21 protein-coding genes are annotated in these 25,791 nt (G+C 70.6%); 8 read left to right on the forward strand and 13 right to left on the reverse strand.

Annotated elements, in window-relative coordinates; translation table 11 throughout:
• The first annotated feature begins 101 nt into the window (after nucleotides 1-101).
• Nucleotides 102-2,786, forward strand: a complete 2,685-nt coding sequence (locus BH708_RS20560) for a S8 family serine peptidase (protein WP_076810355.1) — start codon at nucleotides 102-104, stop codon at nucleotides 2,784-2,786.
• A gap of 55 nt (nucleotides 2,787-2,841) precedes the next feature.
• On the opposite strand, the gene BH708_RS18095 is transcribed toward BH708_RS20560, so the two are convergent.
• The 9 genes from BH708_RS18095 to BH708_RS18135 form a co-directional block, all read right to left on the reverse strand.
• Complete coding sequence (locus BH708_RS18095) at nucleotides 2,842-3,996, reverse strand: exo-alpha-sialidase (protein WP_076810356.1); 1,155 nt, start codon at nucleotides 3,994-3,996, stop codon at nucleotides 2,842-2,844.
• On the reverse strand, nucleotides 3,993-5,204 hold the full coding sequence (locus BH708_RS18100) for an exo-alpha-sialidase (RefSeq protein ID WP_076810357.1): 1,212 nt from the start codon (nucleotides 5,202-5,204) through the stop codon (nucleotides 3,993-3,995). The genes BH708_RS18095 and BH708_RS18100 overlap by 4 nt, the downstream gene beginning before the upstream one ends.
• A gap of 47 nt (nucleotides 5,205-5,251) precedes the next feature.
• The gene (locus BH708_RS18105) at nucleotides 5,252-5,932 is read right to left on the reverse strand and encodes an N-acetylmannosamine-6-phosphate 2-epimerase (RefSeq protein WP_076810358.1); all 681 of its coding nucleotides are present in this window, start codon (nucleotides 5,930-5,932) and stop codon (nucleotides 5,252-5,254) included.
• An 81-nt stretch (nucleotides 5,933-6,013) separates the two neighbouring features.
• Nucleotides 6,014-7,018, reverse strand: a complete 1,005-nt coding sequence (locus BH708_RS18110) for an ROK family protein (RefSeq protein ID WP_076810359.1) — start codon at nucleotides 7,016-7,018, stop codon at nucleotides 6,014-6,016.
• A complete protein-coding gene (locus BH708_RS18115) occupies nucleotides 7,011-7,946 on the reverse strand; it encodes a dihydrodipicolinate synthase family protein (RefSeq protein ID WP_076810360.1) in 936 nt (311 codons plus the stop codon). The genes BH708_RS18110 and BH708_RS18115 overlap by 8 nt, the downstream gene beginning before the upstream one ends.
• Before the next feature lie 117 nt (nucleotides 7,947-8,063).
• Entirely contained in the window at nucleotides 8,064-8,894 is an 831-nt protein-coding gene (locus BH708_RS18120; protein ID WP_076810361.1) for an ABC transporter ATP-binding protein, read from the reverse strand.
• Nucleotides 8,891-10,918 carry a dipeptide/oligopeptide/nickel ABC transporter permease/ATP-binding protein gene (locus BH708_RS18125; RefSeq protein ID WP_076810362.1) on the reverse strand — a complete coding sequence of 676 codons (2,028 nt, stop codon included), beginning with the start codon at nucleotides 10,916-10,918 and terminating at the stop codon, nucleotides 8,891-8,893. Before BH708_RS18125 ends, BH708_RS18120 begins: the two co-directional genes overlap by 4 nt.
• A gap of 1 nt (nucleotide 10,919) precedes the next feature.
• Nucleotides 10,920-11,885 (reverse strand): ABC transporter permease, encoded by a 966-nt coding sequence (locus BH708_RS18130; RefSeq protein WP_076810363.1) that lies wholly within the window; start codon nucleotides 11,883-11,885, stop codon nucleotides 10,920-10,922.
• Nucleotides 11,886-12,031: 146 nt separating this feature from the next.
• Nucleotides 12,032-13,675, reverse strand: coding sequence for an ABC transporter substrate-binding protein (locus tag BH708_RS18135; RefSeq protein ID WP_076810364.1), 1,644 nt, complete (start codon nucleotides 13,673-13,675; stop codon nucleotides 12,032-12,034).
• Nucleotides 13,676-14,017: 342 nt separating this feature from the next.
• Here BH708_RS18135 and BH708_RS18140 point away from each other — a divergent pair, with 342 nt between their 5' ends.
• Together BH708_RS18140 and BH708_RS18145 are read left to right on the forward strand one after the other, a co-directional pair.
• Nucleotides 14,018-14,740 carry a FadR/GntR family transcriptional regulator gene (locus BH708_RS18140; protein WP_076810365.1) on the forward strand — a complete coding sequence of 241 codons (723 nt, stop codon included), beginning with the start codon at nucleotides 14,018-14,020 and terminating at the stop codon, nucleotides 14,738-14,740.
• A 22-nt stretch (nucleotides 14,741-14,762) separates the two neighbouring features.
• Nucleotides 14,763-15,332: an arsenic metallochaperone ArsD family protein gene (locus tag BH708_RS18145; RefSeq protein WP_076810366.1), complete on the forward strand. Its 570-nt coding sequence runs from the start codon at nucleotides 14,763-14,765 to the stop codon at nucleotides 15,330-15,332.
• Between the two features lie 57 nt (nucleotides 15,333-15,389).
• Here BH708_RS18145 and BH708_RS18150 read toward each other — a convergent pair whose 3' ends face one another.
• Entirely contained in the window at nucleotides 15,390-15,977 is a 588-nt protein-coding gene (locus BH708_RS18150; protein WP_076810367.1) for a TetR/AcrR family transcriptional regulator, read from the reverse strand.
• 93 nt (nucleotides 15,978-16,070) lie between these two features.
• Here BH708_RS18150 and BH708_RS18155 point away from each other — a divergent pair, with 93 nt between their 5' ends.
• Nucleotides 16,071-17,168, forward strand: a complete 1,098-nt coding sequence (locus BH708_RS18155; RefSeq protein WP_076810368.1) for an NAD(P)-dependent alcohol dehydrogenase — start codon at nucleotides 16,071-16,073, stop codon at nucleotides 17,166-17,168.
• 3 nt (nucleotides 17,169-17,171) lie between these two features.
• Here BH708_RS18155 and msrA read toward each other — a convergent pair whose 3' ends face one another.
• Nucleotides 17,172-17,867, reverse strand: a complete 696-nt coding sequence (gene msrA / locus BH708_RS18160; protein WP_076810369.1) for a peptide-methionine (S)-S-oxide reductase MsrA — start codon at nucleotides 17,865-17,867, stop codon at nucleotides 17,172-17,174.
• Nucleotides 17,868-18,115: 248 nt separating this feature from the next.
• On the opposite strand from msrA, the gene BH708_RS18165 reads away from it, so the two are divergent.
• The 4 genes from BH708_RS18165 to BH708_RS18180 all read left to right on the forward strand — a co-directional run bounded on the left by BH708_RS18165 (nucleotide 18,116) and on the right by BH708_RS18180 (nucleotide 23,683).
• Nucleotides 18,116-18,793, forward strand: coding sequence for a DUF6318 family protein (locus BH708_RS18165; RefSeq protein WP_076810370.1), 678 nt, complete (start codon nucleotides 18,116-18,118; stop codon nucleotides 18,791-18,793).
• A complete protein-coding gene (locus BH708_RS20480) occupies nucleotides 18,786-19,844 on the forward strand; it encodes a PKD domain-containing protein (RefSeq protein ID WP_253705394.1) in 1,059 nt (352 codons plus the stop codon). Before BH708_RS18165 ends, BH708_RS20480 begins: the two co-directional genes overlap by 8 nt.
• A 183-nt stretch (nucleotides 19,845-20,027) precedes the next feature.
• The gene (locus tag BH708_RS18175; RefSeq protein ID WP_172805779.1) at nucleotides 20,028-21,923 is read left to right on the forward strand and encodes an HNH endonuclease signature motif containing protein; all 1,896 of its coding nucleotides are present in this window, start codon (nucleotides 20,028-20,030) and stop codon (nucleotides 21,921-21,923) included.
• A gap of 83 nt (nucleotides 21,924-22,006) precedes the next feature.
• Complete coding sequence (locus BH708_RS18180) at nucleotides 22,007-23,683, forward strand: sulfatase (RefSeq protein WP_253705395.1); 1,677 nt, start codon at nucleotides 22,007-22,009, stop codon at nucleotides 23,681-23,683.
• Nucleotides 23,684-23,924: 241 nt separating this feature from the next.
• Here BH708_RS18180 and BH708_RS18185 read toward each other — a convergent pair whose 3' ends face one another.
• Together BH708_RS18185 and BH708_RS18190 are read right to left on the reverse strand one after the other, a co-directional pair.
• Nucleotides 23,925-24,473, reverse strand: a complete 549-nt coding sequence (locus BH708_RS18185) for a hypothetical protein (protein WP_076810372.1) — start codon at nucleotides 24,471-24,473, stop codon at nucleotides 23,925-23,927.
• A complete protein-coding gene (locus BH708_RS18190; protein WP_253705396.1) occupies nucleotides 24,473-25,780 on the reverse strand; it encodes a DUF58 domain-containing protein in 1,308 nt (435 codons plus the stop codon). Before BH708_RS18190 ends, BH708_RS18185 begins: the two co-directional genes overlap by 1 nt.
• Nucleotides 25,781-25,791: the final 11 nt, after the last annotated feature.

The raw sequence follows: 25,791 nt of genomic DNA on the forward strand, positions 1-25,791 counted from the left end.
GGGGAGGGCCGTGGTGAAATGCGTGGTGCCGGTGTGCACCGGATCTCCGGGCGCGATGTGGCGCAGCGCACCGTCCATCCCATCCCTGGAGGTCTGCAACGATGCCCCTCGTCCGTCCTGTCCTGCCCAGACCCCGCGGAGCTCTCGCGGCCACCGCCGGCGCGGCGCTCGTCGCCGGGCTCCTCGTGGCCCCGCCCGCGCTCGCCGACGGCGGTGATCCCGAGCTGCTCGGATCCGCCTCCGATCTCGGGGTCGAGGTCCCTACCCCGGACGACGTCCTGGATTCGGCGGAGTCCGCGATCCCGGGCCGATGGCTCGTCGAGGTCTCCGGGTCCCCGACGTTGAAGGGCGGCAGCTCCTCCGCCAACTCGACGAACCAGGACGAGGTCCGCCAGCGGGCCGAGGACGCCCAGATCCCGATGACGGTCAAGGAATCCTTCGTCTCCGGGTGGAACGGCATGTCCGTGGAGATAGAGGACACCGACGTCGCCAAGCTCCGCGGCGTCGCGGGCGTCGAGGCGGTCTACCCGGTCCTCGAGGTCCAGGCGCCGGAGCCGTCGGACGCCGCCCCGGAGGACGTGTACGGCAATGCCATGACGGGCGTCGATCAGGTCCAGGAGGTCGACGGTCTCACCGGGGAGGGCGTCACGGTCGCGGTGATCGACTCCGGCATCGACTACAACAATCCCGACCTCGGCGGCTCCGGGGTCGACGACGAGCAGGCGGACTTTCCCGGGGAGCGCGTGATCGGCGGCTACGACTACGTCGGCGACGACTACGACTCCTCCGCCGGGGACGTCCCCGAGCCGGATGCGTACCCCGACGACTGCGGGGGCCACGGCACCCACGTCGCCGGCATCATCGGTGCCGACGGCGAGGTGACCGGCGTGGCCCCGGAGGCCGACCTCCTGGCCTACCGCATCTTCGGCTGCGACGGGACCAGCAGCACCGACGTGATCCTCGAAGCGATGGAGCAGGCCGCGGCCGACGGCGCCGACGTGGTGAACATGTCACTCGGAGCGAGCTTCGTGACCTGGCAGGACTACCCGACGGCGCAGCTGTCCGACGCGCTCACCGCGACCGGTGTCACCGTCGTCATCTCCGCCGGCAACGAGGGCGAGGCAGGCACCTTCTCCAGCGGCGCCCCCGGGGTCGCGGCCGACGCGATCACGGTCGCCTCGGTGGACAACACCCACCGCCAGTCGCCCTACGCCACCGCGGCCGGGGTGGAGCGGGCCTACTCCTCGGCAGAAGGCGCGCCCGACGCCCCGACCTCCGGCGAGCTCGCGCTCGTGTCCGCCGGTGCGCCGGGCACCGAGGCCGCGCAGGCCTGCGATCCCGCCGCCGTCACCCCGGCGTCCGGACCGGGCCAGGCGCTGCTGATCGAGCGCGGGGTCTGCGCGTTCTACGAGAAGGCGTCCGCCGGGCAGTCCGCGGGCTATGACGCCGTGATCCTGTACAACAACTCGCCCGGCGCCGTGAACCCGACGGTCGAGGGTGATCCGGCGATCACCGTCCCGGTGGTCATGATCGGTCAGGCCGACGGCCTGGAACTGCAGGACGCACTCGCCGGCGGCGAGGTGACGTGGGCCTGGCAGGAGGGGGCCACGACGGTTCAGAACGCCACCGGCGGCCTGGTCTCGTCCTTCTCCTCCTACGGGCTCACCGCCGAGCTGGCGCTGAAGCCGGACATCGCCGCCCCGGGCGGATCGATCTGGTCGACGCTCCCGCTCGAGCAGGGCGGCCACGGTTCCATGTCGGGCACGTCGATGGCGGCACCGCACGTCGCCGGCGCGGCCGCGCTGCTGCTGGAGTCGGACCCGACCCTGGATCCCCAGGGCGTCAAGACCGCGATGATGAACACTGCGGATCCGCTGACCTGGTCGCTGATGCCCGATCAGGGCTACCTCGAACCGGTGCACCGCCAGGGTGCCGGCCTGCTGGACATGGTCGAGGCCGTGCACACCACGACCACCGTCGACGAGCCGTCCATCTCCCTCGGCGAGGGCGAGGACGGCCCCCGGACCGTCACGCTGGACGTCACCAACTCCTCCGACCAGGAGCAGACCTATGACGTCGGCATCCGCCACGGGATCGCCACCGGCGCCCCCACCTTCGACCCGACCTTCTCCGTGGCCGGCGGGATCGCCGAGCCGTCGGCCTCGTCCGTGACCGTTCCCGCGCAGGGATCCGCCGAGGTCACCGTGACGCTCGGGGAGGATTTCGGCGTGGACGGACACATCTACGGCGGCTGGGTGACGCTCATCGGGGACGACGAGGACCTCGTCGTCCCGTACGCGGGCATGTCGGGCGACTACCAGGCGCTGCCCGTGCTGGATGACCAGGGGATGGGTCTGCCCGTCCTCGGCGTGAGCGACGGGGCCGGCAGCGTGCTGCTGGACCCGGACGGCGGGCACACCTACACGATGCAGAACGGGGACGTCCCGTACCTCGCCTACTACTTCCAGTATCCGGCCGAGCGGCTCGAGATCCGCGCCTACCGGATCAATGAGGGCGGGAAGGCCAAGCTGGTCAACCCCTCGGTCGGGCTGATCGAGGCCGCCGATCACCTCGGCCGTTCCGGTGAGCCCGAGGTCTTCGCCTGGGACGGCAGCTACGCGCTGAAGAACCAGAAGTCGAAGACGGTGAAGAACGGGGACTACGTCCTGGAGATGCGGGTGCTGAAGCCGCTCGGCGATCCGGAGAACCCGGATCACTGGGAGAGCTACACCTCCCCGCAGTTCACGATCGACGACCCGGAGCCGCCGAAGCCCGGCGCCCGCTGAGCCGGGGACGACGAGGGCGGCGGCACCCGTCCAGGGTGTCGCCGCCCTCCGTGCCTCAGCGGTCGAGCTTCTCCGCCTCGACCCGGGCGAAGCGGATCTCGCGCGACTCGACCTCCCAGAGGATGCCGATCGCCCCGTCGTCCAGCGGCTGCACCACCGAGTAGTCCAGCGGGCCGGGCTCGAACACGAGCGCCTCGCCCCAGGTGGCCCCGTCGTCCGAGGAGCGGCTGACGGTGCCACGGATCCGCGCGAAGCGGTCCCAGGAGCTGCTGAAGAGCAGCATCCGCGAGCGCGGGTCCGCGGGGTCGGCTTCGGGGAAGCGCCGGGCCAGCTGGGCGTTGTTGCCGGGGTCCACGAACTGCTCGTCGATGTCACGGTCCTCCCAGGTCGCGCCGCCGTCGGCGGAGACCGCGATCCGGCGGTGCCCGCCGCGGGCGTGATCGCGGGAGTTCAGCAGCACCTTCCCGTCGGAGAGCTCCACGATCGTGGTCTCGTCCATGTCCTCGCCGACGGCCTCGCCCCGCTGCCACGTCTGCCCGTGATCGTCGGAGAACAGCACGTAGGAGCGGACCACCTCGCGGGTCCTGCCGGGCGTCGACCGGCCGTCCTCCGCCGCCCGCCCGTCGGCCCAGAACCATCCGCAGTAGGGCTGCAGCAGGCGTCCGGCGTGCGGACCGCGACGCAGCTGCATACCGGTCCCCGAGGTGGGGAACGCCGTGCGCACCAGCTCGGGCGGTGCCGCGACGGCGGTGACGGAGCGGTACGACCAGGTCCGGCCCTGGTCGACGCTGGTGGCGACGGCCGAGCCGAGCACGTCGCGGTCGGCGTCGTCGGTCCCGGCCGCCGCGTCCCAGACCCCGCGATCCTTCGCATGGGTGTGGAACACGTGCAGCGCACCGGTCTCGCGGTCCCGGACATAGCTGGGGTCGCAGTACCAGTGCCGCCCCTCGCGATCCGCGGCGCGCAGCGTCTCGAAGGGCCCCCAGGTGCGCCCGCCGTCCAGCGAGCCGCGCTGGACGAGGCCGGTCGGATCGGGAACGTCCTGCCCGGTGTCGCGCCCGTCGAAGGCGGCCAGCACCTGGCCGCCTCCGAGATGGACGAGGCTCACGATGCGATAGCGCGGCCACGGCCCGTCCCCGGCCCGGGCCAGGACCGTGTGGGGGAGCGGGGCATCCGGGACCGGGGCGGGGCCGGGTCCGAGGGAGATCACCGTGAGAGGATCCAATCCATGTCGAGGCGGGCGAAGGTGATGGTCGATCCCGCCGCCTCGTACAGCAGTCCGTATTGATCGCGTCCGATCGCGATGATGACGGAGTACTGGCAGACGCCGGGATCGAAGACCCGCTTGCGCTCCCAGGTGGCGCCGTCATCGGTCGAGATCTCGATCGTGCCGTTCACGCGGTCGTCGGGCACGTGGTCCGCATGGGAGAACAGCAGGACGCGGGCCCTCGCGGAGCTCTGCGGCGCATCCGGGTAGGCCCGGGTGATGTGCGCGTTGTTGCCCGGGTCCCGCAGGGACAGGTCGCGGTGCAGGTCCTGCCAGGTCTCGCCGCCGTCGTGGCTGAGCGCCACCCACCGGTGCCCGGTGCGCACATGCTCGCGGGAGTTCATCATCAGCGTGCCGTCGGAGAGCTCGACGACCTTGTTCTCGTCCATCTCGGTGCCGACCGGGGTGCCCATGGTCCAGCTCTGCCCGTGGTCGTCGGAGTAGACGGAGTAGGCCTGGACGATCTCGCCGTCGCCGGCGCCGCGGAAGAACCCCGCGTACTGCTGGACCAGGCGGCCCGCGTGCTTCCCGTAGCGCAGCTGGATGCCGGCGCCGGAGGAGGCGAAGGTGGCCCGGCAGTCCGTCGGCTTGACGATCTCGGTGACCGAGCGGTGCTCCCAGGTCTCGCCCGAGTCGCGGCTGACGGACAGGTTCGCGCTGAGCACGCCGCGGTCCTCGTCGTCGTTGCCGTACTCGCCGTTCCACACCCCGGTGTCCTTCGAGAACACGCAGAAGCAGTAGACCAGACCGGCCTCGCGGTCGACCACGTAGGACGGATCGGAGTAGCCGAGCTTCTCGCCGGGCACGTCGGACTCGAAGCCCTGGCGCACCACCGTCGGCTCGCCCCAGGTGTGCCCGCCGTCGCGGGAGCGGCGCTGCCACACGGAGTTCGGCGCCGGCGCGTCCCCGAAGCCGGGACGTTTGTCGAAGGCGGCCAGCAGGTCGCCGTTGGGGGCGACGGCCAGGGCGGGGATGCGGAAGTTGTCCACGCCCTGGTACCCGGACCAGGCCAGCGCCTGGTCCTCGTAGGTGCCGTGGCGGCGGCCGTTCTCCGTCGGCGGGGGCAGCGCTCCGGCGGCGGTGCCGGCACCGAGAGCGGTCACGGCGGCGGCCGTGCCGAGCAGGCCGCGTCGGGTCAGGTGGTTCTCCATCAGGTATTCCTTCGTCGGGATGGGTGTTCTTCGTGCAGCTCGCCCCGTCAGGGGGCGAGGGCGTCGTGGAACCAGGTGGTGAGGGTGGTGGGGTGGGTGATGGCGGTGCCGACGACGACGGCGTGGGCGCCGGCGGTGCGGCAGGCGGCGGCGTGGGCGGGGGTGTGGACGCGGCCTTCGGCGATGAGCATGGAACCGGTGGGGAGCCGGTCGGTGAGGTGGTGGAGGAGGTCGAGGTCGGGGCCGGTGGTCGTGGGTCGTGCGTGGGTGTAGCCGGCGAGGGTGGTGCCGATGAGGTCGATGCCGAGGTCGGCGGCGGCGAGGGCGGCCTCGACGCTGTCGCAGTCGGCCATGATGGGGCCGTCGAAGCGTTCGCGGACTGTGGTGATGGTCTGTTCGAGGGTGCGGCCGTCGGGGCGGTCGCGTCGGGTGCCGTCGAGGGCGAGGATGTCGGCGCCGGCGTCGATGACGGCGAGGCAGTGGTCGAGGGTGGGGGTGATGAACACGCCGTCGGTGCCGTCCTTCCAGATGCCGATGACGGGGACGTCGACGGTGTTCTTGATGGCGCGGATGTCGTCCAGGCCCTGGGCGCGGACGGCGGAGGCGCCGCCGGCGCTGACGGCGGCGGCGACCTGGGCCATGGTGCGCGGATCGCGCATCGGCTCCCCGGGGTAGGCCTGGCAGGAGACGATCAACGAGCCCTCGAGCGGAGCGATCAGGGGATGCATGCGGGACCTTTCACCAGGACGACGGGGAGGCGAGGACAACGGGGAGGCGAGGACGACGGGGAGGAGGACGAGGAAGGGCGGTCAGGACGGACACGGTCCGGTGCGGGGACCACGATCAGCACCGCGCAGCGCGTCCTCGGCGCGGGCGGCGGCACCCAGCAGCGCGGCATGGTTCCCGGCGCGGGCGGCGAGCACCGGGGTATCTTCCACCACCTCCATGACATCGTGCGCGATCCCCTCGGACACGGCGTCGCGCCAGGGGCTCTCGGCCTCGCTCACCCCACCGGTCAGTGCCACCACCTCCGCATCCAGCACGTTCAGCAGACCGCCGATCGTCCGGCCGGTCGCGACGCCCGCGATCCGGTACGCCTCGCGCGCCGCCCGGTCACCCTCCCGGGAGGCCCGGGCGAGGGCGTGGCCGTCGACCGGCGCGGGATCGGCGCCCAGCCGCCGGGCCAGCCGCACGATCCCCGGGCCGGAGGCGAGGCCCTCGAGGTGGCCGGTGCGACCGCAGGGGCAGGGCACGCCCTCGGCGTCGGGCACCGCCAGATGGCCGATGTGCCCGGCGGCGCCGCGGGAGCCCAGCACGGGCGAGCCGTCCAGGACCTGACAGCCACCGATCCCGGTGCCGACGGCGACCAGCAGCAGGGAGGCGCGCCCGCGACCGACCCCGAACCGGGCCTCGCCGATCCCGTGGGCGTGCACATCGTTCAGCACGCTGACCGGGACCACGAAGCGATCGAGGAGGGCCGGTGCGATCTCGGCCCCGGCCCAGCCGGTCAGCGCATCGGTGGCATGGGTGACCGTCCCGCGGGCCGTGTCGATCACGCCGGCCGAGGAGACCCCCACCGCCCGGATCGCGGCGCCGCCGCGCACCTGCTCGGCCAGCTCGAGCGCGGCGTCGAGGATCGCCGCAGCGCCCTCCGTCGCGGGGGTGGCCACAGTGGCGACGCGCTCGACCCCCGGGGTCGAGGAGACACGCGCCCGGTCGTCGGGCCTCGCCCCGTCGTCGACACCCGCCCCGGTGACCAGGGCGGCACGGATCTTGGTGCCCCCGAGGTCGAGGGCGAGGACCGGATCAGACACCCGCGCCCTCCCGCAGCCCGCTCTCGGTGAGGATCGCCCGGATCCGCTCGACGGCCTCGCCTTCGATCGGCGTCATCGGGGAGGTCATGACGTTGGACGAGAACACCCCGAGCTCGCGCAGCGCGGTCTTGAAGGCGCCCACGCCGGCGGCCGGGCCCACCTTCCCGGTGGGCTGGAAGACGATCTCGAACAGGGCGGCCAGGCGGTCCTGCTCGCTCCGCACCTGCTCCCAGTCACCCGCCCGGGCGACGCGGTGCATCCGCACGTAGCCGGCCGGATCGACGTTCCCGAGCCCCGGCACGGATCCGTCGGCCCCGGCGAGGTAGGCGCCGTCGACGACGACCTCGTGGCCGGTCATGAGCGTCAACGGGGAGCCGGCGGCCCGGTTCGCGGCCGACAGACGACGGAAGGAGACGTCGTCGCCGCTGGAGTCCTTCACGCCGGCGATCACGCCGTCCTGCCCCAGGCGCAGCAGCTGGGCGGGGGCGAGCTTGGTGTGCACGCAGACGGGAAGGTCGTAGGCCCAGACCGGCGCATCGGCGGCGGTCGCGACCGCGCGGAAGTGGGCGTCGATCTCCTCGGGTCCGGTGATCGCGTAGAACGGGGCGGTGACCACGTATCCGGCGAGGTCGAAGCGCTCCGCGGCCCGCAGGTGCTGGATCACGCGATGGGTCTGCATGTCGATGGCGCCGGCGATGACCGGCACCTGCCCGGCGACGAGGCCGGTGACGGCCTCGAGCACCCGGCCGCGCATCGCGTCGTCGAAGAACGCCACCTCACCGCTGGAGCCGAGGGCGAAGATCCCGTCGACCCCGGCGTCCAGGAGCCGGGAGACCAGTCGCTCGAGCGACGGGAGGTCGAGGTCTCCGTCGGTGGTCAGCGGGGTCAGCAGGGGCGGGACGACGCCGGAGAGGGTCGAGGTGGTCATGGCAGGGGTGCTCCTTCGAGGGACGGGGTGTGATCGGGGTGCGAGGTGGCACGTGCCCGTGCGGACGGGGCGGCTCGCGCGGAGGGCCGGCTCGGGCGGACCGGCCGGACCGGCCGGTCATAGCAGCGACGGCGCGGCGGCGAGCAGGGTGCGGGTGTACTCGTCCCGCGCATCGGTGAAGATCCGCTGGGCGGCGTCGTGCTCGACGACCTTCCCGTGATGCATCACGATGATCGAGTCCGAGACGAAGCGGACCGTGCTGATGTCGTGGGAGATGAACACCAGGCCCAGGCCGAGCTCGCGCTTGAGGTCCATCAGCAGGTTCAGCACCTGGGCGCGCACGGACACGTCCAGGGCGCTGGTGGGCTCGTCGGCGACGATGATCTGCGGGTCCAGGGCCAGGGCCCGGGCGATCGCGACGCGCTGGCGCTGACCGCCGGAGATCTGGCGGGGCATCACCTCGATGGCCGACGGGGGCAGGCCCACCAGGTGCAGCAGCTCCTGGACGCGGGCGAGCCGCTGCTGCTCGGTGCCGATGCCGTGCACGCGCAGCGGATCCATCAGCGTCTCCCGCACCGGCAGGCGCGGGTTCAGCGCGGTCGACGGATCCTGGAACACCACCGAGACGGTGCGGCCCAGCTCCTTGCGGCGAGCCCGGCTGTGCTGCATCGGCTGCCCGTTGAACAGGACGGCACCGCTGGTCACGGGCTGCAGTCCGGTCATCACACGGGCCAGGGTCGACTTGCCGGAGCCGGACTCTCCGACGATGCCGAGCACCTCGCCGCGTCGTACGGACGCGCTCACGCCGTCGACCGCCCGGATCGTGTCCGGGTGGAACAGGCCGCCGGTGCGCAGCTTGTGCACGACGTGCACGTCCTGCAGCTCGATCGTCGGCGGGATCTCGCCGGTGCGCTCGGAGAGGGACTGCGGTGCGGGAGGGGCGGTCATCGCGGGTCTCCTTCGAGGGGTGCAGGGTCGAGCGGAGCGGGGGCGGCTCCGGTGCCGGCCACGCGGTGACCGGACGAGCCGATCTCCAGCAGCTGCGGCCGCGTGGCGGGATCGGCCGACGGATCCAGCGAGCGCGGGGCGAAGCGGTCGCCGTCGGCGAAGTCGCGCGGGGAGGGGACGGTGCCGGCGACTTGATGGAGCCGGTCGGCCCCGGCCTCGATCGACAGCACCGAGCCGAGCAGGCCGCGGGTGTACTCGTGGCGCGGGTCGATGAGCATCTCGTGGGTGGTGCCCTGCTCGATCACCTGCCCGGCGTACATGACCGTCACGCGGTGGGCGAGCTGGGCGACCAGCGCGAGGTCGTGGCTGACGAACACCATGGCGAAGCCGAGCTCCTCGCGCAGGGAGTTCAGCAGGTCCACGACCTGCTTCTGCACGGTGACGTCCAGGGCGGTGGTCGGCTCGTCGGCGATCACCAGCCTGGGGTCCCGGGTCAGCGCCATGGCGATGAGCACGCGCTGGCGCTGCCCGCCGGAGAGCTCGTGCGGGTAGGCGGACAGGGTGCGCTTCGGCTCCAGTCCCACCAGCTCCAGCAGCTCCGAGGCCGAGCGGGTCCCGCCGCGGCGGGTCAGCTGCGCCATCTGGGAGCGGATCAGCATCGAGGGGTTCAGGGAGCTCAGCGCGTCCTGGTAGATCATCGCGATCTCGTGGCCGCGCAGGGCGTTGAGCTGCTTCGAGGGCAGCGTCAGCAGGTCGACGCCTTCGAGCTCGACCGAGCCGCTGACCCGTGCGGTGGACGGCAGCAGGCCCATCACGGCCAGCGACGCCACGGATTTCCCGGAGCCGGATTCGCCGACCAGTCCCATGGTCTCGCCGGGGCGGACCTCGAAGGAGACGCCGTCGAGGATGTCGATGTCGCCGTGCGCCTCCGGAAAGGCGACGCGCAGATCCTTGACCTGCAGCAGCGGGGGCTCGGAAGCATCGACCACCGGACGCTCCGGACGCGACAGCTCCGCCCGGCGCAGCGCGGCGAGGGAATCGACCAGCAGCCGGTGCGAGGTCTCCTGGTCGGTCCCCCCGAGCGTCTCGTCGGCCTCCTCGGGGGAGCGATGGGCGGCCTGCTCCTCCGCCCGCTCGTCGGCCTCGACATCGACCTTCGCGCGGATCCGTGGACTGGCCATGGCGTCGGTGAGCCCTTCGGAGAGGATGTTCAGCGCCAGCACGGTCAACAGGATCGACAGGCCCGGGAAGAACGTCGGCCACCAGTAGCCCGACAGCAGCAGCTGCTTGCCGTCGGCCAGGATGTTGCCCCAGGAGGGCTCCGGCGGCTGGACACCGGCGTTGATGAAGGACAGCGAGGCCTCGAGCACGATCGCGTCGGCGACCAGGACCGTCGCGAACACCATGATCGGGGCGATGCAGTTGCGGGTGACGTGCTTGAGGAGGATCCACGGGGTGGACGCCCCCATCACCTGGGAGGCCGCGACGTAGTCCTCGCCGAACTGCGAGAGCACGTTGGCACGGATCACCCGGGCCAGCTGCGGCACGTACAAGAACCCGATCGCGAAGATCAGCACCGGCAGCGAGGTGCCGAACACGGCCACGAACACGGCGGCCAGGGCGATGCCCGGGAACGACATGATCACGTCGAGCGTGCGCATCAGGATCTCGGAGGGGATCTTCGAGGCGGTGGCGGCGAAGGAGCCCAGCACCATCGCGGCGATCAGGGCGGCCACCGTGGCGGACAGGCCGATCAGCAGCGAGGAGCGGGCGCCGTGGACGACCCGGGAGAAGATGTCGCGGCCGATGGCGTCCGTGCCCATCCAGTGCTCCGCCCCCGGCGGGACCACGGGGGTGCCGGTCGAGAGCGGACTGTACGGGGCGACGACGGGGGCGAAGACGGCGACCAGCGCCAGCAGCACCAGGAAGCTGACGGCGATGCGGCTGGGCCAGGGCAGGGCGGTGAAGGGCGCCAGCGGGCTGCCGCTGACGGCCCGGAGGCGGGATCCGAGCTTCGGTCGCATGTCAGATGCTCCTGATGCGGGGGTTGATGAGGACGTACAGCAGATCCACGACGATGTTCACGACGATGAAGGCGATCGCGACCACGAGGGTCACGCCCTGGACGAGGAACACGTCGTTGCGGGTGACGCCGTCGAGGATGAGCTGGCCCATCGCCTGGATGTTGAAGATGATCTCGATGATCACGGCGCCGCCCATGAGGTAGCCCACGCGCAGGCCCAGCACGGTCACCGGGGTGATCAGGGCGTTGCGCAGCACGTTGCGGCCGACCACGACCGGATAGGGGACACCGGCCCCGATCGCGGTGCGCACGTAGTCGCGGTCGAGCTCCTCGACCATGGCGGTGCGGACCACGCGGATCAGCGAGCCCGCCACCGGGACGCCGAGAGCGAGGGCCGGCAGCGCGATGTTGCGCACGTAGGTCGCGGGGTCCTCGGTCAGCGGGACCCATCGCGAGACCAGGGCGGGGAAGATCCCCCAGCCGCCGGGCACCTCCCCGAGCCACTGGATCATGAGGATCGCCAGCCAGAACGACGGGGTCGCCAGCGAGGCGATGGAGAACACGCGGATGATCTGGTCGACCCAGCCGTCACGGAACAGGGCGGCCAGCACGCCGAGCACGGCGGAGATCACGATGGCGATCAGCAGTCCGAGGAAGGTCAGCTGCAGCGTGATCGGGAAGGCCTGGGCGACGACCTCGGTGACGGGGACGTTGCCGCTGGTGGTGCCGAGGTCGCCGCGGAACCAGCCCGCGACGAAGGAGAAGTACCGCTGCAGCAGCGGGTCGTTGAGCCCGTTGGCCTCGCGGTAGATGTCCAGCGCCTTCGGGGAGGCCGACGGGCCGAGCGCGCGTCGGGCGGGATCCGAGGGCGAGAAGGACATGATCACGAACACCAGCAGCGCGGCGCCGAGGATCATGATCGGCAGCGAGATCAGGCGGCGTCCGATCAGGCGGACGAGATGGGACACGGGGTCCTCCGGAGGGTGTCGGTTCTGGGGACTGCAGAGGGTGCGGGCCACCCCCGGCGTCGGGGACGGGGCACCCCCGGGGCGGGGACGGTGCAGGGCGCCCCCGGTGCCGGAGCCGACGGCGGGTCGACCCCGGCGGGGACGGTTCAGGCCGAGGTCGTGGTCGCGACGTCCACGAAGCTCAGCCCCGTCAGGGAGATCGGCTGGAAGTCGACCAGGGTGGTGCCGTCCCAGGCGGTGGGCGATTTGCGGTGGAACAGCGGGTACAGCGGGACCTCGTCCGAGAGCAGGTCGAACAGCTGGCTCCAGACCCTCTCCTGCTCGGCGGCGTCGGCCGTCTCCAGGCCCTTCGTCAGCAGCTCCTGGACCTCGTCGTAGGCGCCCTCGCCCTTCCAGTGCATGCGGGTGTCGGTCCAGATGTCGTTTCCGTACCACCAGCGCATGAGGAGGTCGGGATCGTTGCCGAAGACGGAGGGGTCGCCGGGGGCGATCATCACGTCGTACGCGTCGGGGTTCGAGTCGATCGTGTTGTACGCGTCGGCGGACTGCTTCTGCTCGAAGGTGACCTCGACGCCCAGGGAGGTCAGCGACTCCTGGATGATCGGGGTGACCTGCTGGACCCAGCCGTGGTCGGTGACCAGCATCCGGAAGGAGGTCAGCCCGGTCTCGGCGAACAGGGACGTGGCTTTCTCCGCGTCGAGGGAGTAGACCGTCGAGGCCTCCTTGTAGTTCGGGTGCTCGGGCTGGACGAAGCAGCTCGCCGCCGTCGCCTGACCGCTCAGGCCGGTCTCGATGACCTTGTCCATGTCGATCGCGTAGAGGAACGCCTGGCGGTTCCTCAGATCGTTGAAGGGGTTGTCCGGAGCATTGTTGAACATCGCGAACAGCAGCCCGAAGCCGCCGACGGACTCGACGTCGCTGGTGGCCTCGAGCCCGTCGATCGACAGATAGGGCACCGAGTCGATGGCCTGGACGGTCTGGGACTGCAGCGCGTTGGTGCGGGTGGCCGCATCGGGGATGATCTGCCAGCTCATGGTGCCGGCCTTCGCGGGCATGGGGCCGGTGTAGTCGTCGAACCGCTCGAACTCGACGATCTTGGAGGCCGCGCCGCTGTCGGTCATCGTCCAGGGGCCGGTGCCGATCGGGTTCGAGTCGAAGGCCTTCGGATCCGCCTCGACCGCGGCCTGCGGCACGATCTTCACCGTCGAGAGACGCTCGGCGAACACGCCGGTGGGGCTGGTCAGGCTGAAGGTGACGGTGGTGTCGTCCTTCTTCTGGATCCCCTCGATGAAGGAGATGAACTGGGCGTACAGCGAGGCGTTGTCCGGATCCAGGACGCGCTCGAACGAGAAGACGACGTCATCGGTGGTCACCGGCGAGCCGTCATGGAAGACCGCGCCGTCGCGCAGCGTCACATCGACGCTGGTGCCGTCGGCGCTGGGGATCTCGGTGGCCAGCGCCGCGTACACCTCGCGGGTGACGGGGTGCAGCTCGGTCAGGCCCTCGAGCGTGTGCCAGTTGACCGCGACGGTCAGGGCGGCCGACGTCGTCATCGGGTCGTAGCCGTTGGTCCCCAGCTCGTAGCTGATGGCGGCGGTGAGGTGCCCGTCCGGATCCGCCTCGCCGGCGGGAGCGCCGCCGGCGTCGGATTCGTCGCCGCTGCTGCCGGAGCCGGAGTCCTTCGGAGCGCAGGCGCCGATGCCTGCGATGATCCCGGCGGCGCCGGCGAGGACGGCGGAGCCGCGGAGGAATCCGCGTCGGCCCAGAGGGCCGGTGGAGTTCGTGTTCACCGTGGATACATCCCTTCATGGGGTTGGTCCCGGCGCCCCGGGGCGCCAGGGTCGTGGAAAACCCTGTCGTCGGGATCTGTCCTGACCCCGTCGTCGGGACCTGTCCGGATCCCCTCCGCGAGAGACGACGGTTCCTGCTGAGGTTCGCCGCTCTGCGAAGATCAGACGTATGATGTCTGATGATCAGAGAGAGTACATCACGGAATGGGTGATCGCCACCACCGGCGATCGTCACGGACAGGTGGTGCGCGTCCGGGCCGAAACGTGGCCAGGGCGGTGCCGGACACGGCACGATGGATGCACGCACCGCGGCAGGCGGCGCGCCGCCGGGGAGGAGACGACATGGTTCGCACGAAGGGGGCCGGCGGCAGCGCCGTCGAGCGCATCCAGGAGCTCATCCTGGCCGAAGGGCTCGTCCCGGGGGATCCGATGCCCACCGAGACCGCGCTGTGCGAGCGCTTGGACATATCCCGCTCCTCCGTGCGCGAGGCCATGCGCACGCTCGCCTCGCTGGACATCGTGGAGGTGCGCCACGGGCACGGGACCTTCGTGGGGCAGCTCTCGCTCGCGCCGCTGGTCAACGGGCTGCTGTTCCGCGCTCGGCTCGACGACGGCAATGACCTGCGGGCCCTGCGGGAAGTGGTGGAGCTGCGCATCGCGATCGATCTGTCCGTCGCCGATCAGCTCGTGGACATCTATCGCGGCACCGTCAATCCGGAGCTCGAGTCGCTGGTGGAGGAGATGCGGACGCTGGCCGGACAGGGCAAGCCGTTCCCGCAGGCCGACGCGGCCTTCCACAGCACCCTCTTCGCGGAACTGCCCAACGGCCTCATGCGCCAGCTCGCCCAGGCGTTCTGGGAGATCCACACGACGGCGGTTCCGATGCTGGGGCTGGCTCCGGCGGAGGACATCCTGGACACGGTCGAGGCCCACCGCGCGATGCTCGTGGCGCTCGAGGCCGGGGACACCGATGCCTATCGTGCGGCGGTCCACGAGCACTACCGTCCGCTGGGGCGCACCCTCGACGCGGCCGCGGAGACCGGGCGGGCTGCCGCGCTCCGGTGACCTGGGGGCTACCGTGGTGTCCATGAGCCCTGAGGTCGAGACCGCGCAGCTGGCTGCCCTGGACATCTTCCTGCCGTCCCCGCCGCCGGATCCCGAGCGGCAGGAGGCCTTCCTGGACGAGGCCGCAGAGCTCGCCCTCGACGGCCACCCGATCACCGTCTACTTCCAGGACGAGGACGCCTGGGCGTTCGAGGCGTGCGAGCCGGTGCGGGAGATGCTGGAGTCCGTCGGGGACGCGGTGCTCCCGGTGACGGTGCTGGGGCTGGACATCGTGGTCAGCTGGGCCTATCCGAGCAAGGACCAGATGACTCGCTTCGCCCGGGTGGGCGGTGCGACGGAGGCGCCGCGGTCGGCGGCCGCCTCCGCGTGCGGCCCGGGCGGGCCCGGCGGCTCTGGCGGCCCGGGCGGTTCCGGCGCGCCCATGCCCCGCGAAGCGGGTGGGTTCGCCGCGCAGCTGATGGGTGCCGCGCCTGCCCCGGCGCGCCCGGCCGGAGGACCGGAGATCGGCGGGCGACGCAACCTCATGGGCGGCGACCACGGCGACGGCCTGCCGGGATCGGCCTCCCCGTCCTCCGGGGGCTCGGCCGACTGACCCCGGGCCCGGAGCGGGTGCTCGAGCCGTCCGCGGCGGGCGGGAACCCGGTCGCCGTCAGCCGGTCATCACCGCGCGCCGGACGCTCTCGCGCAGCAGATCGCGGCGGGCCTCGTGGACGTGCTCAGGATCGTCGGACGAGGCGGCGTAGACGTTGCTGACCGGCGACCAGGCCATGGACATGCCGATGACCAGCGCCATGATGTCGAACGGCTCGCCGGGGCGCACGAGCCCGGCTGCCTGCGCGTCGGCGATGAAACGCAGTTTGCGATCGTCCCGACGGTCCCCGTCCGGCACGAGGTGCCCGACGGGCCGTCGCTCGAGGCGGGTCCAGGTGGCCAGCCGGATGAGCGCTGGGTGCAGGAGGTACTCGTCGTAGAGGCGGACCGCCCAGTCCGGGAGATCCGAGGAATCGATCGGGACGACCTCGACGATTCGCTCCAAGGAGGCCTCGAAGATCGCATCGAACAAGCCGTCCTTGCTCCCGAAGTAGTCGTAGAGCTGGGCCTTGTTGGTGCGGGCGGCTGCGACGATGCGCTCCACGCGCGCCCCGGCGATGCCGTGCTCGGCGAATTCTTCGGTCGCCGCGTCCACGATCCGCGCCCGCGTCGCGACTCCGCGCGCTGTCAGCTCCTTGTCGGCCATCTCTCCACCCTACCGGGCAGAACGGTTGGTTTGCTTTGTGGCGCGAGGGGGTGCATGCTGAACAGACCGAACAGTCTGTTGAAAGGAAACCTGATGCGAACGACCCCTGGATGGGTCGCGGACGGATCCGCGACGCTCCGCAGGACCCTGCTCCAGCGGCGCGACCTGCGCCCGGACGACATCGCCGTGCGTGTCGACTACTGCGGCGTCTGCCACAGCGATCTGCACGCGCTGCGAGACCACGGCGCCGAGTCCACGGCGCCCCTGGTGCCCGGCCATGAGTTCACCGGCGTCGTCACGGACGTCGGACGCGAGGTGCGTCGCTTCGGTGTCGGGGACGCCGTGGCGGTGGGCAACATCGTCGATGCGTGCCTCACCTGCGATATGTGCAGGGCGGGGCAGGAGAACTACTGCCGCGAGTTCCCCACCCTGACCTACGGCGGGGTCGACCGGCGGGACCGGACGGCGACTCTCGGGGCCTTCTCCCGCGAGTACGTCGTGCGCGAGGACTTCGCCCACCATCTGCCGGAGGGGCTCGACCCGGCTGCTGCGGCCCCGCTGCTGTGCGCCGGGGTCACCGTCTGGGAGCCCCTCCGGGCGCTCGCCGTCGGCCCAGGAACCCGCGTCGCCGTCGTGGGTTTGGGCGGACTCGGGCATCTCGCGGTCAAACTGGCGGTGGCGCTCGGAGCCGAGACCACGGTCATCAGCCGCACGGCGGACAAGACCGCCGATGCGCGCCGACTCGGGGCCGACGGGCTCCTGGTCTCTGCGGACGCGAGCGCCATGGACGCAACGCGAGGACGATTCGACATCATCCTGGATACGATCGCGGTGGCCCATGATCTGGGGCCGTATCTCGATCTTCTCGGCCTCGACGGCACCTTGGCACAGCTCGGCCACCTCGGGCCCGTCTCCCTCGAGACCACGGATCTTCTGATCGGGCGCAAGAAGCTCACCTCGGCCGGGAGCGGCGGAATGGCGCAGACGGCACAGATGCTCGACTTCTGCGCGGTGCACGGCGTGGTCGCCGACATCGAGCTCCTCCCGTCTACCCGGGTGGAAGAACTCCTCGAACGGCTCGCTCGCGGCGACGTGCGCTACCGATTCGTCCTCGACATGTCCGATCTCGACCAGCCCGATCTCGACCAGGCCGGTCTCGACCAGCCTGATCTCTACACCGCCGCGCCCTGAGGGTCAGCCGATCGAGCAGGCCACGCCGTTGAAACCGTGATTGCAGTACCCGCCGGGGTTCACGTGCAGGTACTGCTGGTGCACGGGCTCGCCCGTGTAGTACACGCCGTCGCCGGCCTCGGCCAGGGGCTTCAGCTCCGTGGTGATCCGGCCGCGACCGGCCTCGTCGAGCGCGACCTGATACCGCGCGACGGATTCGCGGACCACCTCGCCCTGGCTTTCGGAGGTCCAGTACACGGCGCTGCGGTACTCGGTGCCCACATCATTGCCCTGGCGGTTCGCTGTGGTCGGATCGTGCTGCTGCCAGAACTGTGTCAGCAGGGCCCGCAAGGTCTCCTCGCCGCCGGAGTAGATGACGCGGACGGCTTCGGTATGGCCGGTCTTCGCCGAGAAGACCTCCTCATAGGTGGGGTGGGGCGTGTAGCCGCCGGCGTAACCCGAGGAGGTGGTGTGCACGCCGGGGATCTGCCAGGCGATGCGCTCGATGCCCCAGAAGCAGCCGCCCGCCAAGATGATCTCCTCGGTGCCCTCCGGCCATGGTCGGGGGTCGGTGGGGGAGTCGGGCCCGAGCATGTCGGTGCCCAGCACGAGGTGCTCGCGCTCGAGCGCGTAGGGGTAGCGGTCCCGGCCGGGAAGGGCGTCCTCCGGCGCGACCATGTCCTTCTTGTGCCCGTACAGGAGGTCCATCATCTGCCACATGGGGCTCACGGTAGCCCTGGCGGGGCGCGACGGGGAGGGCGCAGGGAGGCTTCTCACGGGGACCGGCGTGGAGGGAACAAAGGCGCCGGGACGAGCAGAGGCGACTGCGGTGGATGGGGCCTTGACCATGCGGGCAGGTGAGGTCTCCCCGCGCGGAGAGTTGTCCACAGTCGTGCGGAATCGGTGGTGGGGAGTTTCAGCGCCCGGTAAGGTCACGGTGATCTGACACACAGCTGGAAGGTTTCCGCATGTCCCGACGACTCCTGGCCGCCGCGGCCACCGTTGCCTTTGCCGTCGGGCTCGCGGCCTGCGGAGACGGCGAAGAAGGACCCGTGACCGAGCCGCCACCCGAGACCAACGCCGGCAGCGATGACGGCGGCACCAGCGATGGGGGCGGGGCCGACGACGGGGGCGGGGCCGATGCTGGCAGCAGCGACGCCGCCGCAGTCAGCGACGGCGGCGGTACGGAAGATGGCTCGACGCAGGCAGCTCTGGACATCCCACCGCCGGACCCGGCGGACTTCCCGGGTATGGACGAGAACACGCCTGAGGGGGCGGAGCAGGCGTTCAGGTACTACGTGGGAGTCATGGTGTGGGCACGTCAAAGTGGCGATGTAGTGAAATTTTCACAGCTATACACCGATAGTTGCTCAAGTTGTGCAGATATAGCGTCGCAAATCGATTCAGATCGAGTCGATGGAGAGCTTTGGTCGCAGGCTAAAATTGAAGATACCGGAATCGATACATTCGAGACCTCGTCGTTCGGTGTGGAGGTCGGCTACATTTTCGTTCTCGGCGCGCACGCGGAAGGTTCAGAGGGTGAGGTTGTTCGTGAAGAGCAGTGGACCACCATTGGCGGGCTAGATTGGCACTCCGGTCGGTGGATGCTTGGAGATTTTGTGATGCAGGAGACCTCGGATGTCTAATGATGGTATATGCCGGGCGTGGGTGCTTGGGTCTCTTGCGCTCTTTGTTGCAGGAATGGCCGGGACGCTATTTCAGGCACCTTCCTATGCTGACCCTTACGGTGATGTTTCCGGGCACGAGGTGTCGGATTTGCCGACAGCCAAGACCAATGACGGAGTCATTGAAACCGGTGTGACCTCTGTCGAGGAGAAGTTGCTGAACGAGAGCGATGCCGAAAACAGTGGGCGTGATAGCGAGAATGAAAGGTCGCCGATTTACGTCACCTCTCGCGTACTAGGCACCAACAGTAAATACACGTGTGATGACCTCCCGGATGGCGGCGACGCGCCGGGGGGTGCGATCTGTGACGCCCTAAACATGGGCTGCGGGCTCATAGATATGACTGCTCCTGACGGCGAGGGGTACCTGACGTCGGAGAGAGTCAGGATCAATACCCGGGCCGATTCGGAGGAGTTGCTCGGGTTCGACTGCACGGCCCGTGGTGGCGGTGGGGCGCCAGCTGAAGGGTCGGAGCCAGTCGTTATCACGATCACGCGGAGCGACTTCGAGTCGATGGAGGTCGAGCCTCTTGTCGCGAGCGCAGGCCCGGAGGAGGGCTGGTTGCCGGTCAACATGGTGAACGTGCTCTATGCGGAGTCCGAGTCGCAGACGCTGGCGACCGAGGTCCTCGGAGTACCGGTGTCCGTGCGAGCGGTCCCGGTGTCCTACCACTGGGATCTCGGCGACGGGAACACGATCACGACCACGAATGCGGGGGAGCCGTACCCATCGGAGACGGTCTCGGGTACCTACCGGTACGAGGGGTGGTACGACGTCACGCTGACGACGACGTTCAGTGGGCAGTTCTCCGTGGCCGGCGGTCCGTGGCAGGACATCGACGGCACGATCGAGGTGGCCTCGGACTCGATTCCGATCTACTCGAAGTCGCTGGAGTCCCGACTGGTCGACGGCGACGTCCCGGTGGACGAGCAAGGGGACCCATGGGTGCCGGAGCGCACGGCGGAGACCCAGGGCCCACAGGATCCTGAGGCCACGCATCGCGAGATCTGACTTCGTCGCTCCCGGGCACGGACAGAGAGCGCCCATCGCCGATCCGGCGATGGGCGCTCTCTGTCGCTGGGCCGTGACCACATGAGGTGCCCAGGCGGCGAGCCACGGAGGCCCTCGTCGCGGACCCCCGACAGAGCATCCGTCCACACGATCATCCACTCGTCCTTCCTCCACACCGCACCCTTGTCCACACCGGTACCCCGTTCATTGCTGCATCGCAGCCCGCAGACCACGCTGGAAGCGAAGGAACGAACAAGAGTTCGACGAGATGGGGCGATGGCTCCGGCATGTGGAGAGGAGGCGACCATGGCGACCGCGCTGCAGGAGTGGAACGCGTCCCTGGCCGGGCTCCTCGAGCAGGCTCCGCGAACCGACGATCTGACGAGAGCCTCCGATCCGGAGCTGATCGACACCATCAGCGCGCTCGAACGGGCGAAGGGCATGATCGGCGCGGCACAGGCGCATGCCGAGATCGCATTCCGGGACTCGCAGATCGAACTGCAGCGACGCCAGGACGTCCCCCGCGCGCTACGCGGCCGAGGCGTCGCCGACCAGATCGCGATGGCTCGTCGCATCACCCCCACACAGGCCTCCGGTCACGTGGCTCTGCACCGCGTCCTGATCGAGACCTTGCCGCGCACCACGACTCTGCTCGAGCGAGGAGAGATCAGCGAATGGGCCGCGCAGGAGGTCGCCAAGAACGTGCTCGTGCTCGACGATGACACGCGGGCGAAGATCGATACCGAGCTGGAGTCGCGACTGCCGGCGCTGACTGCGACCCGCGCCGGGAACGTCACCCGCGCCCGAGCCCAGGAACTCGATCCTGCATCGGCTGTGGTCCGGGCGAAGAGGGCCGCGGCCGATCGGAGGACATCGCTGAGGCCCGCGCCCGATGGCATGTCGATCCTCCGGACCGTGCTGCCGACGAAAGACGGCGTCGCCGCGTACAAGACGCTGACCCAGGCGGCGAAATCCGCGAAGAGCTCCGGCGACGAGCGGAGCAAGGGGCAGATCATGGCCGACACGCTCGTCGAACGCGTCACCGGTGCCAAGACCGTCGATGAGATCCCCGTCGAGGTCAATCTGCTGATGACGGACATGACGCTGCTGCACGATGACGCCCGGGCGGCCTGGATGGACGGGCATCCGATCCCGGGCCGACTCGCCCGAGACGTCGCCCTAGGGGTCGCCTCGAAATCCGCAGGAGTCCGCAGGCCCTCGGCCGCTGAAGGAGGCGAGACCAGTGGAGTCGGTGGCGAGCAAGCCGCAGCAGTCCACGAGTCCCCGACCGATCAAGGACTGCTCTCCGACGGAGACGTCGCGTGGGACGGCGATCGTGAGGGGTCGCTCCCCGCCGGAGGCGCCGATGGCGACGAGCCCTCGAACCAGCCTGGTCCCGAGCACACCCTGCGGGATGAGCCCACCCAGGAGCCGACCGCGACGACGGGTCCGCCGGGAGACTCGACTGGCCTCGAGCGCCCGCGCGGGCAGACCGGGCCCTCGCCGAAAGACTTGACGAACGCCGCTCGCTGGATCCGCCGCCTGTACACCGACCCCCGCACCGGAGAGCTGGTCGCCGCCGATCCGCGCAGGAGACTGTTCCGCGGAGAGGTCCGCCGCTTCATCCTGCTGCGGGACCAGCGTTGCCGCACACCCTGGTGCGACGCGGCCATCCACGACGTCGACCACGCGACTCGTTATGAAGACGGCGGCGAGACGACCATCGACAACGGCATCGGGCACTGCCAGCGCTTCAACCTGGTCAAGGAGGTCCCCGAGTGGGCGACCACCCAGCGAGCCGGGACCGACGGCGAACCGAGCACCTTGACGATCACCACGCCGACCGGGCACCGCTACACCTCGACCGCCCCTGCGCTTCAACCGCCCGTCGACCCCGCACCTGGCGACGCACCACCCGTCCCCCCTGACCAGACTGACCGACCACCCGCTGGCCCTGCCCCGACCGATCGGGCATCCGCTGATCCTCCTGCCGGAGAGGCGCCGCCTGCTGAGCCACCGCCGACGAGCCCGCCGCCCGATGACGAGCACCCTGGCGACGCGTACCCCCGTGCGAGCTGACGCGGAGGGCCGGTTCGGCACGCCCGGTTCTCGGGAGCGTCTCGGCGCGACGTCGGTTCCGGGGCCGGTGACAGAATGGGGCGATGGAGCCGATGAAGACCCCGCACCACCGCAACGACGCCGGGAAGACCGCTGACCGGAACGTCCCGGCAACCGCCGACCGGAACGTCTCGATGACCGCCGACCGGAACGTCCCGGCGACCGCCGACGGGAACGCCCGACGCCGCGACCTCGCCTCCGGGCCGGGTGCGACCTCCGGCTCCGACGATCACGACGGAGCCCGCCCCAACATCGTCTTCATCCTCACCGACGACCACGCCGCTCACGCCATCAGCGCCTATTCCGGCCGGGTCAACTCCACCCCGAACCTCGACCGGATCGCCGCGCAGGGTGCGCGGCTCGACTCGCTGTACTGCACCAACTCGATCTGCACCCCGAGCCGCGCCACCATCCTCTCGGGCACCTACTCGCACATCAACGGCGCCGCCACGATCTATTCCGGCTTCGACTACCGGGTGCGCACCTTCCCGCAGGTCCTGCACGAGTGCGGGTACCGCACCGCGCTGTTCGGCAAGTGGCACCTCGGCCACGAGGCGCACAACGACCCCCGCGGCTTCGACGAGTGGCGCATCTACCGCGGCCAGGGCGAGTACAACGACCCAGTCATGTACGGCATCGACGCCGCGGGAGAGCGCGTCGACGAGGTGGTGCCCGGCTATGCCACCGACACCGTCACCGACCTCGCGCTCGACTGGCTCGACCGCACCCAGGACACGGACCCGGACGCCCCCTTCTGCCTGCTGCTGCACCACAAGGCACCGCATCGAAACTGGATCCCCCACCCCCGCCATGCGGACCTCTACCCGGTGGACTCGATCCCCGAGCCGGACACCTTGTTCGACGATCACTCGAGCATGAGCCGCGCCGTCCGCGACGTGCGCATGAGCATCGCCGACGACCTCACGGAGAACGACCTCAAGCAGCCGCTGCCGCCCGAGCTCGAGGGAGAGGAGCACCGCGAGGCCCGGACCCGTCGCAACTACCAGCTGTACATGCGCGACTACCTGCAGACCATCCAGGCCATCGACGACTCCACCGGCCGCGTGCTCGCCGACCTCGAATCCCGCGGACTCGCGGAGAACACGATCGTGGTCTACACCTCCGACCAGGGGTTCTTCCTCGGTGACCACGGCTGGTTCGACAAGCGGCTGATGTTCGACCAGTCCCTGCAGATGCCGATGATGGTGCGTTGGCCGGCGCAGATCGCCCCCGGATCGGTGGTCGAGGAGCTCGCCACCAACGTCGATCTCGCCGCCACGCTGCTCGATGCCTGCGGCCTCGACCCCGACGAGTCGCTCCCGGACCAGCAGGGCCGCAGTCTGCTCCCGCTGCTGGACGGCACCGCCGACGATGCCACGCGTGGGGCCTGGCCGGACGCCATGTACTACCGCTATTGGGAGCACGAGGACCCGGCCCATAACGCACCTGCTCACTACGGCATCCGCACTGGCACCCACAAGCTGATCCATTACTACGGAGACGGGATGGGGGCGCCCGGCTCCTCCGACGCGATCCGCGAGCCCGAGTGGGAGATGTACGACCTGGTCGCCGACCCTGCCGAGCTCACCAACATCGCAGACGATCCCGTGCACGCCGCGATCCGTGCCGATCTCGAGAAGCGGCTGGCCCAGCTGCAGGCCGAGGTGGGGGATCGGCCCTATGAGGGGCCGCAGACGCCGCGCCCGCCGTGGGGTCGGTGAGCCTCGGTGAGCCAGGGTCGCGTCGTCGGCCCCGAATCACGGCGGCCCCGAACCACGGCGGCCACGAACCACGTCGGCCTCGATCCACGGCGGCCGCGAACCACGTCGGCCTCGATCCACGTCGGCCTCGATCCACGGCGGCCGCGAACCACGTCGGCCTCGAACCACGGCGCCCACGGTCCGCGCCGGGCACGGCCCACACCAGCCGCAGCCGGCACCGGCCTCCGTGCCCCTGCTGACCTCACCGAGCCCGCGGCAGCACCGTGCACAACAGCGCGAGCACGGCCAGGGCCCCGACGACCAGCATCCACGGGCCCAACTGGATCCCCGAGAGCACCACGACGAGCACACCGGCGACCACGCTCACGGCGAGCACCATGAGCAGTCCGCGGCCGGTGAGCAGCCACGCCGAGCGATCGAACACCCCGTGCACCGGGATCGTGGACGCCAGCGCGAAAGCCGAGTGGGACACCAGCAGCGCGAGCCCCACCATCCCTGCCCGCAGCGTCGTCAGATCCCCCTGGCCGGCCAGGACCAGGATGATCACGGCCGGCGCGAGCAGTCCGACGTCGCTGTCCGGGCGGAACATCTGCACCCCCAGCGAGACCGCGACGGCCAGCAGCACGAACACGGCACCGAAGTTCTGGGCCAGACCGCCCGGCATCGCGACGGACAGGGCCAGGAGCATCGCGGCGACACCCAGCAGGCGCAGCACCCACTGCGTGCCGCTGACCTTCTGCAGCTCCAGCAGCCGCCCCGCGATCGGATCGACCAGACCGCCCAGACGCATCAGGACCTCCTCATCCGCGGCGCGGACCGAGCGGCCGCCAACGACAGCAGGACCGGGGCCAGTGAGGACGGGCCCTCCCAGGCCGTCACCGGGACCCCGGACTCGCGCAGCTCCCGCACGGTCCGCTCCCGCAGCAGGCGACGCAGCGCCCAGGCCTCGGGCCAGAACCGGTCGGAGACCTTGCCGTCCAGGCGCAGCGGCTTGCCGTTCAGCACGGACACGTCCCCGATGCTGGGCGGGAGGGTGTCCACGACGATGATGTCGGCCCCGTGCGCCACCAGGACCCCGATCTGCGCGATGGCCTCGGCATGCAGCAGCGGGGAGCAGACCACGGTCAGAGTGCCGGGCCGCACCGTGCGCAGGCGCCGCGCGGGGTGGGTGCGACCGTCCTCGCGGGACGCCCGGGCGAGGGCGTCGGTGAGCACGCGCAGCTGCCGCGGACCGGTGCCGGGAGCGATCGGACCGATCAGGTGCCCGAGGTCGAACACCGAGACCCGGTCGCCGGCGGCCAGGTAGTGCCTGGCCACCGCGGAGGTCGCCCGGATCGTCATGTCCAGGCTGGTGGGAGCGTTCTCGCCGCTCCACGGTGCCGCGGCGACATCCGCGATCGTGTCGGTGACGAGCAGGACGTCGGTGTCCTGCTCGGTGAAGGTCGCATTGGTGTGCAGCGTGCCGGTGCGCTGGGAGACGCGCCAGTTGATGCGGTGGAGCCGGTCGCCGGGGCGGAACGCCCGCACCTCCGACAGGGCGGTGCCGTCGCCGCGCCGGCGGGACAGGTGCATCCCGCTGATCCCGATCGGCGTCGGGACCTCCACGGGCGCTTCGAGCACCGTCGAATGCGGGATCACCTGCACGTCCAGCCGCGGCAACAGCTGTTGGGCGCGGAAGGCCCCGAAGGCGTCGCTGACCAGCACATGCACCGGCCCCACGTGGATCCGTCCCCAGCGCTGAGCACTGACGCGCAACCGCAGCGAGCCGTCGCCGGCCGCGGAGCCGTGTCGCGGTGAGAAGTGGGAGTGGGGTGGCAGGGGGATCGTGGCCGCGGTCAGCACGCCCGGTGCGGTCCGGACCGAGATGGCTGCGGTGCCGCCCTCCTCGATGGACCGGCGGTTGGAGGTCACGGTGGCCGCCGCCGTGCCGTGCTCCTCCCCGCGTGCGATCCGACGAGCGACGGCGACCAGCGTCCACACCAGCAGCGGCAGGCCGGCGAGGATGATCACCGGCCGGCCCGCGAGGACCGCCAGGGCCAGGCAGGCACAACCGATCACCGCAGCACGCACCAGCGCGGCGGTCGGCCTGGTCGACACCCGCCGCGGCC

It is taken from the genome of Brachybacterium sp. P6-10-X1 (assembly GCF_001969445.1).
In the GTDB taxonomy this organism is placed as follows: Bacteria; Actinomycetota; Actinomycetes; order Actinomycetales; family Dermabacteraceae; genus Brachybacterium.

Coding starts and splice junctions, on each gene's coding strand:
- BH708_RS20560 (WP_076810355.1), top strand. CDS start 102: ATGCCCCTCGTCCGTCCTGTCCTGCCCAGACCCCGCGGAGCTCTCGCG.
- BH708_RS18100 (WP_076810357.1), bottom strand. CDS start 5,204: ATGGAGAACCACCTGACCCGACGCGGCCTGCTCGGCACGGCCGCCGCC.
- BH708_RS18105 (WP_076810358.1), bottom strand. CDS start 5,932: ATGCATCCCCTGATCGCTCCGCTCGAGGGCTCGTTGATCGTCTCCTGC.
- BH708_RS18115 (WP_076810360.1), bottom strand. CDS start 7,946: ATGACCACCTCGACCCTCTCCGGCGTCGTCCCGCCCCTGCTGACCCCG.
- BH708_RS18120 (WP_076810361.1), bottom strand. CDS start 8,894: ATGACCGCCCCTCCCGCACCGCAGTCCCTCTCCGAGCGCACCGGCGAG.
- BH708_RS18125 (WP_076810362.1), bottom strand. CDS start 10,918: ATGCGACCGAAGCTCGGATCCCGCCTCCGGGCCGTCAGCGGCAGCCCG.
- BH708_RS18140 (WP_076810365.1), top strand. CDS start 14,018: ATGGTTCGCACGAAGGGGGCCGGCGGCAGCGCCGTCGAGCGCATCCAG.
- BH708_RS18145 (WP_076810366.1), top strand. CDS start 14,763: ATGAGCCCTGAGGTCGAGACCGCGCAGCTGGCTGCCCTGGACATCTTC.
- BH708_RS18150 (WP_076810367.1), bottom strand. CDS start 15,977: ATGGCCGACAAGGAGCTGACAGCGCGCGGAGTCGCGACGCGGGCGCGG.
- BH708_RS18155 (WP_076810368.1), top strand. CDS start 16,071: ATGCGAACGACCCCTGGATGGGTCGCGGACGGATCCGCGACGCTCCGC.
- msrA (WP_076810369.1), bottom strand. CDS start 17,867: ATGTGGCAGATGATGGACCTCCTGTACGGGCACAAGAAGGACATGGTC.
- BH708_RS18165 (WP_076810370.1), top strand. CDS start 18,116: ATGTCCCGACGACTCCTGGCCGCCGCGGCCACCGTTGCCTTTGCCGTC.
- BH708_RS20480 (WP_253705394.1), top strand. CDS start 18,786: ATGTCTAATGATGGTATATGCCGGGCGTGGGTGCTTGGGTCTCTTGCG.
- BH708_RS18180 (WP_253705395.1), top strand. CDS start 22,007: ATGGAGCCGATGAAGACCCCGCACCACCGCAACGACGCCGGGAAGACC.
- BH708_RS18185 (WP_076810372.1), bottom strand. CDS start 24,473: ATGCGTCTGGGCGGTCTGGTCGATCCGATCGCGGGGCGGCTGCTGGAG.